We start from the raw sequence: 16,937 nt of genomic DNA, 5'->3' as shown, positions 1-16,937 counted from the left end.
CATGAGTGGCGAGAATACACACGACATACCGCCGTGGGGGGACGCACCGCAAGAGGGGCAGCCACCCACGCGCAGCACCGTCGCAGGCGTCGACGCGGGTGTCGACGCAGGCCAAAACGCTTACCCGACCGGCGATCGTGACACAGCCCGGGGCCTCGACGCCGACGCATCCCGTTATCAACCCCTCCCGCAGGGATCAAAGAAAACCGCTATTTGGGCAGCGTCGTTAATCATCGTCGGAGGCCTGCTAGCTGCACCGGTCATTATCGATAAGGGTGCACCCGGTGACTACCCAGGCGACAAACACGGTGGGGACATTACCGTCGGAATGAAAGACAGCACGAACTTTACCGGGCCCAACCTGGGAGAATGCTACGACCAGTCGGACGATAACCCGTACGGATCCACCTACAAGTGTGGCAATGTCAACATCGACACGGCCACGATGAAAGGCAACGACGATGTAGACCACGTGTTCCGTCGTGGAATCCGGGCTACTGCCCACGTCAAAATCGACGGCGACCTTCCCACCACGGAGGCATCCAATGGTGAATGGGACGCGCGCGTGACGGCCTTGGAGCCGAAGGAATCCGTCACCAATCCGGACGCGAAAAAGGTGGTGTCCACGGCTTTTACCAAGAAGGACGATAAGTCAACAACCATTATCGCGACCGTGAGCAGTGCCGATGATGAAGCCTTAGCTAATACGATGAGCAAAATTGTTTCCGCGCGTGGCCTGAAAACCGATGCCGTGCGCATGGCCCTCACGACGTCGGCCACCAGTGACAATGACGCTCGCGGAGAGTCCAACGAACATCTACCAAACACGGGAGAGGCGTAATGCGAAAAGACGTATTCACCTGGACATACATCGTTCTTGCGGTCGTATGCCTCATTGCTGGCGGTCTCATGTCGGCCATGACTCTCGCAGAGACACCCGACGCTGTCGCAGTAGGTGTGGTGGGAGCCGCGATCTACCTCATTGTGTTTTTCGCTATCATGCGATTCCTGCCGATCTGGAGAAAAGGCAGCCTGATCTGGGTAATCGTGAGCCTCTACTGGGGAGCGTTCATGGTTATCTCCACCGTCATGGTCACGGAACTCGCCTTCGCCGACATCTTGAAAGAGGCGGGGTTGGGGCGGTTCGAAGCTTCCGCAACCGGCGCGATCCCTGAGGAGCTCGCCAAGGCGCTGGGCGTCTTCGTTATCCTCTTCATGGCGCGACGTGTCTGGGATAGGCCGTGGCATGGACTGTTGGCCGGCCTCTCTGTCGGCATGGGGTTCGAGGTCATGGAAAACTTCGTGTACAGCGGTGGTGGAGCCCTCTATAACGCCACGTCAGACGTGCAAGGCGCCACCGAAATGTGGATCCTCCGCACCGGATTGGGGTTCGGCTTACACCCCATGTGCACCGGTCTGGCTGGTTTCGGAATCGCCAGTGCCCTTATGGTGACCAATAAATCAACGCTGTGGCGGGTGATGGTGGGCATCGGTAGTGTCCTCGGAGCGATTGTGTTCCACGGATGGTGGAACTTTCAGTGGCCAAGTTCGCTCCAGCTGGTCGCCGTCATCGTCGACTGGCTTGCCCTGCTCGCTGTTACCGTCGTCATCCTGGTTAAAAACTGGTCGAAGGCGAAAAGGGATAAGAAACGTCCCTTGCCTAGCCATACAGAAGCGTGGGATCAGCTTCCCGTGCGCGACACCCCATATCCTTCAGCGCCGACAACCGCCGCGCAATGAGGCGGCCATTCTGTCTAGGGCGGGTGTCTAGAGCGTCACTTTCGACGGCACTCGTCGTGCCATGTAGAGCCATGTAGAGAAAGTGATGATACGCAAGTAATCGCATGAGTAGTGTGTTTCGCCTGTTGTTTATGTGTCTAATGAGTTAAAGTGTGGCCATGTCTGACTCGCGTAAGCCCTCCGCCGCACGTTCGCGTACCCGGTTTCGTCGAATCATCCCGGGGCTCAACCCTTTCCCGAAGACGATGAAACACCGCAAATTCGCCGGCGCAGCCCTTATGACAGGCTCGTTATTGACGACGGCGGCCCTCGTTTCCACGGCGACAGGGTTTACGCCAGCCGATGCTCTCAACGGCATCGACGTTTCGAGTAACAACCACTTCGGTGGGCAAGCAATCGACTGGGACTCAGTGGCCAATGACAACCAGTCGTTCGCGTTCATTAAGGCTACGGAAGGTACGAGTTATACCAACCCGTACTTCTCATCTGACTCTAAGAAAGCTAAAGCCGCTGGCCTGACGATTGGCTCGTACCACTACGCCCGTCCCGGTGGGGATCCGCGCCAAGAGGCGCAGTTCTACGCGAAAGAACTAGCGAACCAGCCGCAGCCGTCGCTTCCTCCAGCTTTGGACCTGGAGGAGACCGGCGGGTTAGGCCCGGCCCAGCTTCAAAAGTGGGTTCGTGACTGGGTTGATGAGGTCGAAAAGCAAACCGGCCGCACACCCATCATGTACACCTATTACAGCTTCTGGATCAACAACATGGGGAACACCAAGGAGTTCTCCGATATGCCGTTGTGGCTGGCGTATTACGAGGATTCCTTGCCATCAACTATCCCCGGTGGCTGGAGCCACGTGACATTTTGGCAGCACTCCGGTTCAGGGTCCGTTGACGGTGTGAACACCGAAGTCGATTTGAACAAGTACGACGGATCGGACTCCGAGCTTGCCTCGCTTGCGGGGAGCATGAAAGAAGACACCCCGGTCGGTGGTGTGGCTACCACGGTGAAACCGGCCGTGGATGCTGATGTGGCGTCGGCTAACGTGTCCAACGACATCCAGCATCAGCTGCAGACCAGCTCGAACCCGGTTCTCAAAACGATCGGTAATTCGTTTAACGTCCCCATCCCGGATTCAGTTCTGGTGGCGACGCTAGGTGTTGCAGCTGGAACGGTGTCGCTATCGCAACTGTGGGACACGATCCGTGAAGAGGGCTTCGGTGGCCAATTGGCTGATCAACTCGTGCGAGCTGTGAGCGAAGTGTCCCAGAACGGCGGGCTTCCGAAAGATCAGCTACAAGGGCTTTTGGGCGATAACGCTGGGAGCACCTTAGGGCAGCTAGAGAAAGCATTATCTGATGCGATGGTTGCCCTGGGCAGTGGTGAAGCGCCCGATAGCGATGGTTCCGATGCTAATTCGTCGGGTTCGTCGGGAAGTGCAGAAACGAGTTCTAGCGGATCGTCTGCGGGAAGCTCTGGCGCTTCGGGTAGTAGCCAGAGCTCCAGTACCGCGGGGAGCGCGAGTGGGTCGACTAGCTCGACTCAGCTTGACCAGGGCCAGCAGGTTCAGTCAGTTCCTGGCTCGAATTCCTAGCCTTACCAGCAACATTCGGTAGTATCCGGTTGACACAGGGACGGCCCTCATGCGCGTACTCATAGCCCCGGACAAGTTCAAGGGATCGCTCACCGCCGCTGAGGCAGCGGAGGCTATGGAACGTGGGGTGAAGCGTGCCCTCCCTCGCGCCGAGTGCACGACAATTCCCGTATCCGACGGCGGCGAAGGCCTAATCGAGGTTGCCCTATCAACGTCTCGACGACACCGTCGTAGCCGTGGGAACCACACGATCGACGATGCCGACCGTCCGGGCCTGGCAAGCGACGATGCGCATGCTGGACATGATGGCGATCCGAATCCGTACCCCGATTACGACGCTGAACTGCGTGTAACGTGGGTGCGCGGCCCTCTCGGCGGCGACCATGACGCACGCTGGGTCCTGATGAAGCCCTCCCACCCTAATGGCTCTCACACGAGTCAAATGGATGAATTCACGAAAAGCCTTGGTGATCGTGATGGGCGTGAGGACCACGGTTCCATTGCCGTCATTGAAATGGCGGAAGCCAGCGGGTTGGCTTGGATCTCTCCGGGGCCAGGCGCCTCCCTCCGCGCTGACAGCTATGGCACGGGACAATTACTCTGTGCAGCGGTGGATGCGGGCGCCACAACCATTATCTGCGGGATTGGCGGATCTGCCTGCACCGATGGAGGAAGTGGAGCACTCCGCGCGCTCGGTGCGCGCATCCTCGATAGCGACGGCAATGACGTTGCCCCCGGAGGCGAAGGGTTGTGCCACGCCGACGCGATTGATACGTCGAACCTCAACTCTTCCCTTCGCCTCCGTTGTCCTGACTCTGAGCCACACCATGGGCAATTACACCGTGCCCACATCATCATTGCTACGGATGTCTCTAATCCCCTTTTGGGAGCTGACGGCGCAGCAGCCGTTTATGCACCGCAAAAAGGTGCAGGCTCCCAGGAAGTAGATGTACTGGAAAAGGGGCTATCTCAATGGGCTTCGTGCCTCTCGCGTCTCAACGAAGACTTTGACCCGGCCGGTGCGGGAATGGGCGCAGCGGGTGGATTTGCCTCCGGTTTGACTGCGGTGTGCTCCGCTATGACCGTTCCCGGCTTTGACGCGGTTGCTCAGCTTAACGGTTTTGATAACGCTGTGGCAGCTGGAGCCGATCTTTTGATCGTTGGAGAAGGATCTTTAGATAAACAGACGTTGTCGGGGAAAGTCCCCGTCGCAGCAGCGCGCCGGGCTGGGGCGCGTGGTATTCCGGTCGTGGCTGTTGCAGGAGCAGTGGACGTTCACAAGGACGAGCTCGCGGACGCTGGAATATCAGATGTTATCGGGCTCGCTGAGGTGTCAGACCGAGCGGGCGACGAGGACGACACCATTCAGCACGCTGCCGAGTATGTGGAACGCGCGACAGAAAAACTTGTCCGACGGTTTCAGTCGGCCTAGGCGAACCCGGCCTAGGCGGACGATCCTTGGTCTTCGTAATTCATTGGGCCGGGGTTCCATAGACCGGAACGAGTTTCGGTCTTTTCGGTAATATGTCCGGGTTTAATCTCTTTCTTCTTTGAATTGGCAGGTGGTAGGAGTAGGTCGAGTTCACCCCAGTCACGTCCCCAGTCATCCCTGAAGTAGGTTGGCAGAGCCATGGGGACGGTGGTTGTTTCGACCAGGCCGAGAGATCCACCTCCGCTGTAGTCCATCCATCCACTGTTAGCGCGTTGAGAGTCATAGCTAGGGGCGATTCGGTACTTCGGCAACTCTGCGACTCCTGCCCAGTGATCATATTGACGCTGGCAGGGGAACTGCAGCGGTGTCTCCCATTCGAGGAACACCGGGTCCTTGCGGCCCACATAAGAGTTGAGGGTCTCAAGTTGTGGCATCCGAGGTGGCGTGAACGCTAGCCAGTCCCGCCGCGCTAACTCTTTATCCTTAGCGTGTAGGCGGAGCACATTAGCGTCCTCGGGGATGTCTGAAGTAAGGAACCGGAGGTTTCGCCACATAGGGGCAGGGCCGGGATCAATGGGGAGGAGTTCACCCGTGTTGGTGACCTTGCCACTGTCGTCTCTATGGCCGTACTCCAGCACCAGATCGAGACCCGGCTGGACAACTCCATTGCTGTCGATGTGTTTAATAGATCCCGCAGCTGACACGACGATCAGTGGTGATGTGCGCTGGTCCAGTTTGTACCACGAGGTCTTAGTCTCGGCAGGCACCTGAATGCCGCTGCTGTATGAGCCGACAACGGGGACTTTCTTAGGATCAAGTCCGAACGGTAGCGCAGCTGCAGAATTGTTGATCCCGCGCGTGTGCTGGGTGCCACCCTTTGTTCCAGCGGAGCTTGTGGTACCGGAGCTCGAGTTGCTAGTTCCTCGGGCATTCGCTTTTTCAGAGTCGCCGGCCGCTGCTTCTCCGCGGTTAGTCCCTGATGTTTGTGAGCCGTTGGTCGCGTTATTTGTGCTCTGGTCGGAACTGTCCGCATCGGACGAGTTGTTAGTCGACTTTCGCGACTTGTTGTTCTCCGCCTTCTCTTGTTCCGCAGCGTCGACGGTGTCTACCGTGCCGAAGTCGATGTCAGGGTAGATGGCTGCCGGGATATTGTTTGCGCCGAAGTTTTGGTTGTTATCAGCGGTCAATGAATCCTTAAACTTGCTGCCGTCGGCAGTCGAGAGCATATTGCTCGACGGGTGTTTTTCTACCTCAACATAATCCGCCATTTGGCAGGTTTTTCCTGCTAAAGTGCGGATATTTCCCAGCCCGACGGAGTAAGCGGGGTATTGCTTGATAAAAGCTTTCCCCATGGCGGCGCAGTTAAAGACGACGACGAGTGCGCAGAGAACGGCAATGGGTGACGACGTCAGGGCGGCGAACCGTTGTGCTCGCGCGCGTTCACGGTTCTCTAGCGCTTCGCTCTCTGAGTTGGTTTCGGCCAGCGTTTCTTGGATGTCCAACCGGAAGGATTGAATAACTCCCCACGCCATGATGAGCAGCGCGACCACCAAAACAATCGTGGACACTTGTGTGTCTTTGATCGAGATAGGTTTGTCGTACCACGGGACGCCCAGCGAGGAGATGTACCACCAGCCGTTGATACCTGCCAGCGCTAAAGCACCCAGGAAGATGGTGATACCGAGGTAGAGGAACCGGTTACGGACGGATCGCGCGGCAAACTGTGACGCGGCAACCGAGGCCAACGCGGCAACGGCAGCCCCCACCCCTGCGTAGACGCCGAAGTGGTGTGTCCATTTCGTCGGCGTGAATGCCATGAAGAACGCTGTTCCGATAACGACGAGGACGAGGCGCTGTGTCGGCCCAGGCCGTGCGCCCAGCACGGTTTTGTGCCGTAGCATGGCGGCAAGAACGGTGCCCAGTGCCAGAATCACCATGAAGATGGGGAATCGGCGTGCAAAGGACCCGTTTTCTGTCGCAGAGAAGAGTGCTTCGTAGCGAACCGACTCTTCGTACCAGTGGAGTGATGGGCCGATAAATCCTCGCAGTTTGATCGACTGCATCACGGTGGAGAGAGTTTGGTCTCCGAAGACCGCGACGAGGATGGCGGTCCCCACTGCGAGGAATGGTGCTAGTAGTGCGGTGACTCCTCCCACAACCGCTTTCTTGCTCGATGACTTAGGAGTGCCTAGCGCGTCGAGCCGGTGGATGACGATGCGGAAAATGCCAGACAGTGCTGCCAGGAGTGCAGCCACAGCCATGAGCCCGGTTGGTCCCGCCGCGAGTGATATGGATGCCACGATGACGGCGAGGGCTGCGGGGGCCAGGCGGTCTGTGCAGATGGCTCGTTCCAGAAGGACCCATGTCAAGATTGCGCCGAGGGCGATGACTGGCTCGGGGCGCAGGCCGTTGTTGTAGGCCATCCAGACGGCGAGGAAAACGAAGCCTGCAGTCCAGTAGGGGACTTTTCGGCTCGCGATTTCTGGGCCGAATCGGGGAATCACGCACCGTGAGAGTAAGAACCAGGTGAGGAATGCGGCGATGATTTCGGGCAGCCGCATCCAGGTGGATGTTGTCCCGACCCGGGCCATGAGGCCGAGAAGGTCATAGTAGGGGGCGCCGAAGGGAGATTCGGGTACGCCAAACCACCGGTAGTAGTTGGCCATGTAGCCGGAGTGCTTGGAGGCTCGCGCCATCGTGAGCAAGTAGCCGTCGTCGGACGTATTTGCGCCGAAGAAGTACCAGTAGATCAAGACGGTGCTGACGATGCCGTCGAGGGTAGTGAACTTCTTCCAGTTCTTCGGCAACAGCGGAACACGATTCCGTGTTCCGACCTTGTCTAATCTCCAGAGCGCGACAAGGGAGTACAACGCCCCGATAAGCCCCGCGATCATCGCGACGTACTTCACCAAGGTTGGCCGCGACGTAAACCGCGAGTCGATAGTCGCGTGCGCCTTGAACCCGGCGTTAATGGCGTCGTTCTTGGCGCTCGATGAGACCTCGGTGTAGACGCCGGTCATCTGCGGACGTCTGTCCCCGTCCACAGTCGCCGAGAGTTTTTTCCCACTCTTGTCGGTCTGACCAGGTACATCAATGGTGGTCGACGTGGCGTCGGAGTGAACCTTGAGAGTGGCGTCGTCGGGCAGTGAGTCTAGCGTCGAGTTCGTGAGCTGAAGAATGACCTGGCTGCGATTGATGACGTCGACACCGTCGTCAGTGGCGCGAACAATGAGCCCTCGGGACGCGACGAATCGTGAATCGTGCGGGAGGGTGGAGAGGAGGTCGGTCTGGTTATCGTTGAGGTTGTCAACCAGGGAAAGTGGGACCGTGAAGTCGAGCGACTCGGGGGAATAAGAAATCAGGGGTGCGACAACGGAATTGATGTTGTCGTTTTGGGGCCAATCAATGGACGATTGCGTCTGTTTGACGGGCAGGAGGGGGGTGAGAATGAACAACAGGAAGGCGGCAATACCGGTGACCGCCGCCACCATTTTGGTACGCCGAATGCGGGAGTCTCCGCCCGAGCCTTCTTTACGTGGCTGCTGTGGGGCGGGACTGCTTCCTTTATTGCCGTCAGTTTTCACCCGTGACACGTGTTGGAAGTCTACGTCACGTTCCTGTGAGGAGACCATTCTGGTTACATCACCTGAAATTTATTGGGGCCTAACAGCGACGACGAATGGTCCGACTTGTGTCACTGTCCAGTCGCTGAATGCCTTGGGGTGGAAGTGCATGGAGCGGAAATGCACGTTGGGGTCGCTGGGGTACACGTCATCGGCGACGTTCAATGCCCAGTCGTCATCGTCGATGGAGCCACGGAAGAGGATGGCGTCGGGTTTCCTCCAGGGCATGTCGTCCATGGCGGAGTTGAGTTCCTCGGGTGTTTCGGCCTCTGACCACTTCTCGATGGCAGCGTTTCGTTGTTCGAATTCGCCGAGCGGGTTGGCGTAGTGGGCGGTGAGCGCTTGGAACTCGAGGTAGGGATGGTACGCCATGAAGGCTTGTTCGTCGGCAAGAAGAACAGTGTCGGTGGGTTCGCGCCCGATGGTGTCCACGACTTTCTGGTAGTAGGTGCCAGAATCTGCCGGGATTCCGTCGTTGCGATGTCCGTCGCCGTCGGTGTCGGAGTAGGCGGAATTGATCGAATGGGAGATGGACCAGGGGATTGTCGCTGCGAATTCGGTGGCCGCAATCCCGACGAGCACGCCGATGACCAGTGTGATGGTGGGTGCCGCGGTGGCAAACCGTTCGGGGTAGAGAGCAGGTATCCCGTGTGCGAGGGCGTCACGGAGTCCGAGTACACCGGCGGTAGCGAGCAGCATGGTGATGGGTGGCTCCAAGCGGAATCCCAGTAGCGTCGTCCCGTGGAGTGTGGCGGCCATGGACAGCAGCACCCAGGCGTAGTAGGTCAGCACGGCGATGGCGATCGGCATGGCAATGGGATGGGTGAATCGCACAATGAGCCAGATGACTCCGATGAGGCAGAGGAACCCCAAAACGGTCATGTGGAACATGGGCGTGGGGATTTGTGTCCCATCGGTAGGGAGATAGTGCTGTGCTGTATCCGTGCTCCCATGTGGTTTGGTCAGCAGGTCCTTGATGTAGGGAGCCCAGACCGTTGCTGCGATCAGCAGGGAACCGATGCCAATTCCGGCGAGCCGGATGATCGGTAAGAACGATTTCCGACGGATGGCGATGACGAGCCCAATGACGACGATGGCGAGGGCATTAACACCAGTGAACAGGGTGTAAAGCGTTGCCGATGCACCGAGGAAGATAGCTGTTGCGAGGGCCGACCAGCGGGCTCCGTTGATGGCTCGCCATGCAAAAACAGCTGCGGCGGGGATCCCCATGCCGACGATGGCCGCGTAGGGCTCAAATGATGACAGGGAGAGCATGATAGCCGTGGTGGTGAGTGCAATGGTGGTGGCGAGCGGCAGGCTGCCGGTAATGCGTTGCCATACGGGTACGAGCATGCACGCTGCTGCGCTGAGCGTGATGATGGCCCATGGTTGGAATGCGGCCCATCCGGCGAGACCGGTGTAGTGGGCGAACCGCCCGCCGGTCATGAACCAGCCGGCGGGATAGAAGGTGGGAATGTCCGGGTAGGCCATGTCATGAAGGCCAATTTGTGCGGTCATCCGGGTGAGGAATTGGGTCCGAAATGCCTGATCTACGGAGATTCCGTCGAGGTACAGGCGGGTCGCGGACAGGGGGATAGTGAGCACCGTGCCTACTAGTCCGGCGGGAGATATGTAGGTGATGATGTATGTCAACCAGACCCGCCATCGCGGACGACGCACAGCGGGGGAGGGGGCTCCCGATTCCTTATTTCTTGCAGCGGTGTTCTTTGCGACGCTGCTACGTCCTACGTGTTTTTCGTCGTGAACCCACCAAATCAGGAGGGCAGCCACGACGATAATGAGGATGGCCGACGTGAGCGTGGAAAGCGCTTTGAGGACGTTAGAGTTGCTAAAAGCCGGGTAGTGCGTGGTTTTCATAAGGCGCCAGAAGATCAGCGCCATGGTCCCGCCACCGATCACGGCCAGGACCATGTTTATGATGGTTCGGCTGAGTCCAATGTGGTCTGCAGAGTGGCTTGTAGCAGGCAGGATGGGATCTTCGGGCGTGGCAGTGTCGACGTTGGCGACACTGTCCGCGTCATGGGTTGTCGTGGTGGAATCCGCAACTGGTGTGGATGCTGGATCCTTGTGCGACGTATCGCTCCCCTTTTTCGATGCCATGGGGTAGATCATGGCATATCGGTGGGACAGAGGGGATATTGCCATGCCCCTCCGTGGCAGCGGTTAGTCGTCGCCAGTGATGAGGATCGCGCGGATTCCGGTGTGGAACCCGTCGCGCAGGCTGACGCGTTGCGATTCGCTGAGCGTGTATTCATGTAATGATTCGCAGGCGAATTGCAGGAGCGGGCGATCCACATTCGGCGGGAGCCCTCCGCCGGAGAGTACGTGTGCGCTGTCGCGTTGCTCCTCGGTCGCGACGTGATGGAACCACCAGGTTGCATATTGTTGGCCGACATCAAACGGCGTTTGAAATCCCGTGGTTGTCCAGATCTCGTTGGGCAGTGGTACGTACCGCGACCGAAGCTTCCGCCGTGGCGCCATCATTGATGGTTTGGGTGCAGGTTTGGGCTGTGGCGTGGGCGTTGAGGCATCGGGGGCCTTGTCACCGCTCGAGGCATCGCCTGACACTGTCTCGTTGGTACTTCCATCTGATGCTTGCTGGGATGCCGCACGTTGCGCTGCTTGATGGCGCGCAGCAACACTCCCCGGGGTCACGACAGTGGTCGGCCGATCAGCCGATCGCGGATCCTCGGGCTTGTTGTCGTCTTTCGGCGCCGGGTGACCGGCAGCCTCGGTCATGGAGCCTTCATTTGCGGCCAGGGCTCCCCCGACTGCTTCAGCGGGTTCAGCGGTTCGTTGCTTGTCGACGCTGGACTCCGGAATTCGCGTCGCTGGTGATCCTCCCGACGGTGAATGCTCCGTTTGACCAGGTACCGCCTGGTCATCGACGGCGGGGCGGGTTTGCGGTGGCGTGTGACCAGCGTTGCTACCGCGGTTTTCTTCGCGGCTTCCATTATGTCGACGATCTGCTGCGTTAGCGCTTCGTCGGGCGCAGGCCATCATGTCGGCCGGCGTAGGACGGGATGGAGTTGACTCCGCTGAGTGGGATTCGTGGGTGGTCGATGATTGCCCGCTGTGCTCATCGTCGGCGGCATGGATGTTTCCGCGCACGCGCCGGGATGTCCAGGTGTCTTCACTGGTGTTCGCGGGTTGGCCGGCCGTTCCATGCTGATCCGGTCCATGCTGATCCGCTTCATGGGCGTTCGCCTCATGGGCATGGGTGGAGTCCGAGTGTGAGGAACGGCCCTCGTCACTTTTGTTTTTCGCCAGCTGGCTATTGTCGCCGGGCTTTCCAGTCTCGACGCTGGCTCCGGCGGTAGACGCTGTTAGCTGGTCAGATGGCGCCATGCCTGAATCGGCCACACTGCTCACAGAGTCGGACGTTCCATCAGCGGAAGCGCCCGAAGCACCAGCGCCTGAAGCACCTACGTCGGAACTGTCACCACCGGATTTAGCAGCATCAGAATCGCCATCGCCGGTAGAGGTCTTTTCAGATGAAGTACCCCCGGACGCTGCACTGCCGGAGGCCTCGTTTTCTGTTGCATGGTCGTCGACAATGGGATCCTGTGCTTCCAGTGGCCGCGGGGGTATCGACGGCGGAATGGGGCCCTCGAGTGGCTGGATCTGCATGGTATCGGCGAAGTCTTCGCGCGGATCCAGAACAGTGATGGAGTCACATTTGTGTCGGAGCGCGTTGGACATTGAGTCCCAGCTGAATCCGTAGAGGTGGACCCGCACTCCCATCGCGGAAGCTTCAACGACGCCGGGGATCATGTCTTGGTCTCCGGACACGAGAACCATGTCGGAGCATTGTTGGCGGATCGCCGCCAGAATCATGTCGGCAACGAGCCTGGTATCGACCGCTTTTTGTGTGCGCCGTTGCCCAGTTTCGATCAGCAGTCCCGCGCGCAGTTGAACCCCATCCACTGTCCGAAGTGCGCGTTGGTACCGGTGAGGCCCGGAATCCGGGATGCCGTCATACCAGTTTTGTCGTTGCACAGGTTGGCCGACATGTTGTGTAATCATTCGGTCGAGCACTGAACAGACTTCGGGTAGGTCAATTTCGAGCTGTGTTCGGGCACCTTCTTCCCATGAGTTGTAAAAGCTTGCTAGAAGATAAGAGGTATCGACGAAAACTAAAGTGCGTTCGAGCATCGTTCAGGGTTTCCTAACTAAAATTTATCTAACTTTTTGTAAAAGGTTCTGGGGTTCAGATTAGCGATTTCTAGTCACTAACGCCGACTCACGCGCCCGCATTTTAGTGCATTCTGCGGGAAGCCCCCACTGTATTGGTTCCCCCAATTATCCGACGGTGGTTCGTTATGTATCACCTTAACGGGGGCTCGTCGACGCCCAATTTCGGCTCAATGTCGGCTTTCACCGCGCGACCATAGTGGCAAAGATGGTAAAGAATAGAAACATGGACTTGCATTCGACGGATCCGTCGGCAGACGCACATGACCATTCTGCTGGAGAGTGGCAGCAATGGGATCCTGCGGAAGCGCCGATCGCGTGGATGCGGAAGGCTATGGTGGTGGAAGCCCGCCGTGTGTGGTCTGCGCCGTGGGGGACTCGGCGTCGTAAAAATGCTTCTGTTCTTGTGCGTGACTGCAACTTAGCGTTGCGTGAGAGTTTGATTTATTCATTTGTGGGGGATGCTGCGTCTGTGGGGGATACCGCGTCTGAACCGGCCGATAGTCGGATCGCCACCACCAGTTCGACCGCGGCTACTACTCCTAGTGTCAGCGCTACTTCGACCACTGCTGTCGCTCCCCGCGCGTCGGCGTCGGCAGCCAGTATTTTGCATGTTCTTGCTGGTCAAGAGCGCATTTCTAGCGGAATCGTCTCCGTTTTTGGAGAGTCCCCCTATGACAACGCACGCACAATGGATAGCACCGTCCTAGCCGGAGTATCGGTTCGGTACCCCGCCCAGTGGCGTGTCGACCGGGTGCTTCGCACTGCGGCTCGTCGATACCCAAACTGGGAGGACGATTTTGCGGAAATGGTGTCTCGCGCTTTCCAGCTGGATCTCTCCACGAAAGTTAACCACCTATCGACGCAGGCCAGGACATTGTTATCGGCGGTCGTAGCCGTGGCGGCGCGTGCGCCTCTGACACTGTGGGATAGGCCATGTGAGGGGCTGAGCCCGGAACGTCGGAAGTTAGTGATGCAGACTCTCGTGGCTGATTGCGCTGCACACCCGAGGACGGTGGTGATGAATCAGGCAGATCGTCGCGCCGACAGCCTTGTGCATGCGTCCGCGGATCGTCTCCTCGTCGTGTCTGGTGGCACGGTTGTTGGGGATCTCCCGACGGAGGACGCGTAGGGGTGTGTGATGTCTGTTCGTGACCGTTTGTCTTTAGCCGATGCATCAACCGGTAGCCGCTGGTTAGTGGCACTGATGGTTGTCGTGGCGTTGTGGATGGATGCCTCGCAGCCAGTGCTCGGTGCGACGACGGCGATGGTGTGGTGCATCGTCGCGCCGTATGGGAATCCGCGTTTGTTGGCCTATCGGGCCTTTGGCCTGACCATTGTTCGTTATGTCCGCGATTATGTGCTGGTTGCCGCGGCTCGTTCAGTGGCGTTGGTCGTGGTTGGCTGTTTGATCGGTGTCCTTGTCCGACGCGGTGTTGCAGGGTGGAGTTTGCCACCTTTTCTTGGCTCCTCCAATGGGTACTCGCTAACTCCGTTTATCGTGTATTTGCTGGTTGTGGCGTTTGCTGGCGTTGTTCTGGGGCTCGGTTTTAACGCATTTGCGGGGTCGCGGACGATGTCGCTGAGGCAGTATTCAGGACTCGGTGGCGGTCAAAAATTAGACGGCGACCGCTATGCAGAATCAGCATTCGTGGGCGAAGGCGCTGGAGTAGCGGATCTGGCGGTGGAGTTGTGTGGCGGACGTTCTTCGGCAGAAACACCACGTACAGGAGAAGAGCAGCACAACTTGACCTGGCTCTTCCTTCCGGCTCGCGAAACCTGGTGGGGAGTCTTCGCTTTCGCCTTGCTTTTATGCGGCATCAGTTTCGTGAGTAAAACGATGATTGTTTTAGTTGCTGGCCTTCTTGTGACCTGTGCACTTGTCGGCGGTGTGCTTGTCTCCATTGCGCGGAACGCACAAAGCTTCGGTGTGCCACGAGCCATTATGTGGAGAAAAAACTCGGTCCTTGCCCTTGGTCAAGCCTTGTGGATAGCTCTCCTATTCGCCATCACTGCAGCGTCGATCGTGAGGTAAATCCGTACTTCATCGCTTCACCGGTTACCCGCTTCTTTGACGGAGGCTCATTGCCTCACTCTCAATACTTCGCGGTTTATTGCTGCTTTATTGCTGACGGCCCCCTTTGGTTGAAGGGTGTCGTTGTTCCTTTGGCATGGCTTTTGTTCGTTGTGGGTCGCGTGTGCGGCTCTTGTTTGTTTTGTTGTGGGTGTTTTGTGGTTGTGTGCTGGGGGTTTGTGGTGTGTGGGTGGGGTGTGTAGTGTTCTGTGTCGTCGCCGAGACAGCCCGCCCGGTTACTGGGAAAGCAGTGATCCGGTGGTTGGGGTGGAGATTCTTTCACTGGTTTTGTTTTCCAGTGTGTGGCGCGTGTTTGCGTCTGGCTGGTTGCGGTGTTAGGGTTTCTGCTTGCTGCACATGCTGGTGCACCGGTTGTGGTGTGCTTGGTGTTGTGTGTGCGTGTGTTGTGTGAGAACTCGATAGTGTGCCAATGTACTTTTGTGTTGGTCGCAGCAGGTGCCACAGTGTTGTGGTGGTTGCTTTGATCATCATGACAAGATTGTTTAACACCTAAATATTTTTTGGTGTGGTTGTGGTCTGCCTGCCCCGTTGGTGGGCTGCAACATTTGTTTTTTCGGATTCCGATACGGAATTGTTTTTGTGTCGGGGTTTGTTTTTTGCTTGGTTTTCAGGCTTTTTGTGCTTTGTTTGTATGGAGAGTTTGATCCTGGCTCAGGACGAACGCTGGCGGCGTGCTTAACACATGCAAGTCGAACGGAAAGGCCCTGCTTGCAGGGTGCTCGAGTGGCGAACGGGTGAGTAACACGTGGGTGATCTGCCCCTTACTTTGGGATAAGCCTGGGAAACTGGGTCTAATACTGGATAGGACCATGCTGTAGGTGGTGTGGTGGAAAGATTAGTTTCGGTAAGGGATGAGCTCGCGGCCTATCAGCTTGTTGGTGGGGTAATGGCCTACCAAGGCGTCGACGGGTAGCCGGCCTGAGAGGGTGGACGGCCACATTGGGACTGAGATACGGCCCAGACTCCTACGGGAGGCAGCAGTGGGGAATATTGCACAATGGGCGCAAGCCTGATGCAGCGACGCCGCGTGGGGGATGACGGCCTTCGGGTTGTAAACTCCTTTCAGCCATGACGAAGCCTTCGGGTGACGGTAGTGGTAGAAGAAGCACCGGCTAACTACGTGCCAGCAGCCGCGGTAATACGTAGGGTGCGAGCGTTGTCCGGAATTACTGGGCGTAAAGAGCTCGTAGGTGGTCTGTCGCGTCATTTGTGAAAGCCCGGGGCTTAACTCCGGGTTGGCAGGTGATACGGGCATGACTGGAGTACTGTAGGGGAGACTGGAATTCCTGGTGTAGCGGTGAAATGCGCAGATATCAGGAGGAACACCGGTGGCGAAGGCGGGTCTCTGGGCAGTAACTGACGCTGAGGAGCGAAAGCATGGGTAGCGAACAGGATTAGATACCCTGGTAGTCCATGCCGTAAACGGTGGGCGCTAGGTGTGGGTTTCCTTCCACGGGATCCGTGCCGTAGCTAACGCATTAAGCGCCCCGCCTGGGGAGTACGGCCGCAAGGCTAAAACTCAAAGGAATTGACGGGGGCCCGCACAAGCGGCGGAGCATGTGGATTAATTCGATGCAACGCGAAGAACCTTACCTGGGCTTGACATGCACTGGATGCGGCCAGAGATGGTTGTTCCCTTTGTGGCTGGTGTGCAGGTGGTGCATGGTTGTCGTCAGCTCGTGTCGTGAGATGTTGGGTTAAGTCCCGCAACGAGCGCAACCCTTGTCTCGTGTTGCCAGCATTTGGTTGGGGACTCGCGGGAGACTGCCGGGGTTAACTCGGAGGAAGGTGGGGATGACGTCAAATCATCATGCCCCTTATGTCCAGGGCTTCACACATGCTACAATGGCTGGTACAGAGAGTTGCGATACCGTGAGGTGGGGCTAATCTCGTAAAGCCAGTCTCAGTTCGGATTGGAGTCTGCAACTCGACTCCATGAAGTCGGAGTCGCTAGTAATCGCAGATCAGCAATGCTGCGGTGAATACGTTCCCGGGCCTTGTACACACCGCCCGTCACGTCATGAAAGTTGGTAACACCCGAAGCCGGTGGCCTAAACTCGTTAGGGAGCCGTCGAAGGTGGGATTGGCGATTGGGACGAAGTCGTAACAAGGTAGCCGTACCGGAAGGTGCGGCTGGATCACCTCCTTTCTAAGGAGCTTATTGTTTGTGTGGTGGCGCGGTGGCCGGCCGGTGGCTGGCTCGCGTCATTATGTTGTGTTTTGTGGGTGGATGGCTTGCT

8 protein-coding genes, 1 rRNA gene and 2 pseudogenes are annotated in these 16,937 nt (G+C 57.9%); 7 read left to right on the top strand and 4 right to left on the bottom strand.

Features of this window, described 5'->3' with window-relative positions:
- Position 1 precedes the first annotated feature (1 nt).
- From I6J23_RS03130 to I6J23_RS03115, 4 genes are all read left to right on the top strand, one after another.
- Complete coding sequence (locus I6J23_RS03130; protein ID WP_204582486.1) at positions 2 to 841, top strand: hypothetical protein; 840 nt, start codon at positions 2 to 4, stop codon at positions 839 to 841.
- Positions 841 to 1,740, top strand: a complete 900-nt coding sequence (locus I6J23_RS03125) for a PrsW family intramembrane metalloprotease (RefSeq protein ID WP_204582485.1) — start codon at positions 841 to 843, stop codon at positions 1,738 to 1,740. Before I6J23_RS03130 ends, I6J23_RS03125 begins: the two co-directional genes overlap by 1 nt.
- Before the next feature lie 158 nt (positions 1,741 to 1,898).
- Entirely contained in the window at positions 1,899 to 3,332 is a 1,434-nt protein-coding gene (locus I6J23_RS03120; RefSeq protein WP_239454970.1) for a glycoside hydrolase family 25 protein, read from the top strand.
- 49 nt (positions 3,333 to 3,381) lie between these two features.
- Positions 3,382 to 4,764 carry a glycerate kinase gene (locus I6J23_RS03115; RefSeq protein WP_204582484.1) on the top strand — a complete coding sequence of 461 codons (1,383 nt, stop codon included), beginning with the start codon at positions 3,382 to 3,384 and terminating at the stop codon, positions 4,762 to 4,764.
- A gap of 11 nt (positions 4,765 to 4,775) precedes the next feature.
- Here the strand turns inward: I6J23_RS03115 and I6J23_RS03110 are convergent, their stop codons facing one another.
- From I6J23_RS03110 to I6J23_RS03095, 4 genes and pseudogenes are all read right to left on the bottom strand, one after another.
- Positions 4,776 to 8,357, bottom strand: coding sequence for an arabinosyltransferase domain-containing protein (locus tag I6J23_RS03110; protein ID WP_239454969.1), 3,582 nt, complete (start codon positions 8,355 to 8,357; stop codon positions 4,776 to 4,778).
- Between the two features lie 60 nt (positions 8,358 to 8,417).
- Complete coding sequence (locus I6J23_RS03105; protein WP_204582482.1) at positions 8,418 to 10,553, bottom strand: galactan 5-O-arabinofuranosyltransferase; 2,136 nt, start codon at positions 10,551 to 10,553, stop codon at positions 8,418 to 8,420.
- Between the two features lie 18 nt (positions 10,554 to 10,571).
- Positions 10,572 to 10,916 (bottom strand): annotated as a pseudogene (locus I6J23_RS03100) (NYN domain-containing protein); the annotation flags it as partial.
- 1,085 nt (positions 10,917 to 12,001) lie between these two features.
- A pseudogene (locus I6J23_RS03095) lies at positions 12,002 to 12,563 on the bottom strand (NYN domain-containing protein); the annotation flags it as partial.
- Positions 12,564 to 12,810: 247 nt separating this feature from the next.
- Between I6J23_RS03095 and I6J23_RS03090 the strand changes: the two are divergent.
- The 3 genes from I6J23_RS03090 (at position 12,811) to I6J23_RS03080 (ending at position 16,846) form a co-directional block, all read left to right on the top strand.
- Positions 12,811 to 13,734, top strand: a complete 924-nt coding sequence (locus I6J23_RS03090; protein ID WP_204582481.1) for a hypothetical protein — start codon at positions 12,811 to 12,813, stop codon at positions 13,732 to 13,734.
- Between the two features lie 9 nt (positions 13,735 to 13,743).
- Positions 13,744 to 14,637, top strand: a complete 894-nt coding sequence (locus I6J23_RS03085) for a hypothetical protein (protein ID WP_204582480.1) — start codon at positions 13,744 to 13,746, stop codon at positions 14,635 to 14,637.
- Positions 14,638 to 15,325: 688 nt separating this feature from the next.
- Positions 15,326 to 16,846, top strand: a 16S ribosomal RNA gene (locus I6J23_RS03080).
- Positions 16,847 to 16,937 lie beyond the last annotated feature (91 nt).

The sequence above is a fragment of the Corynebacterium kroppenstedtii genome, from assembly GCF_016894245.1.
Lineage (GTDB): Bacteria > Actinomycetota > Actinomycetes > Mycobacteriales > Mycobacteriaceae > Corynebacterium.
This window is presented reverse-complemented; position numbering and strand designations above follow the sequence as displayed.

Excerpts from the sequence above, each read along its gene's own strand:
- I6J23_RS03130 (WP_204582486.1), top strand. The coding sequence starts at position 2 with ATGAGTGGCGAGAATACACACGACATACCGCCGTGGGGGGACGCACCG.
- I6J23_RS03125 (WP_204582485.1), top strand. The coding sequence starts at position 841 with ATGCGAAAAGACGTATTCACCTGGACATACATCGTTCTTGCGGTCGTA.
- I6J23_RS03120 (WP_239454970.1), top strand. The coding sequence starts at position 1,899 with ATGTCTGACTCGCGTAAGCCCTCCGCCGCACGTTCGCGTACCCGGTTT.
- I6J23_RS03115 (WP_204582484.1), top strand. The coding sequence starts at position 3,382 with ATGCGCGTACTCATAGCCCCGGACAAGTTCAAGGGATCGCTCACCGCC.
- I6J23_RS03105 (WP_204582482.1), bottom strand. The coding sequence starts at position 10,553 with ATGGCAATATCCCCTCTGTCCCACCGATATGCCATGATCTACCCCATG.
- I6J23_RS03090 (WP_204582481.1), top strand. The coding sequence starts at position 12,811 with ATGGTAAAGAATAGAAACATGGACTTGCATTCGACGGATCCGTCGGCA.
- I6J23_RS03085 (WP_204582480.1), top strand. The coding sequence starts at position 13,744 with ATGTCTGTTCGTGACCGTTTGTCTTTAGCCGATGCATCAACCGGTAGC.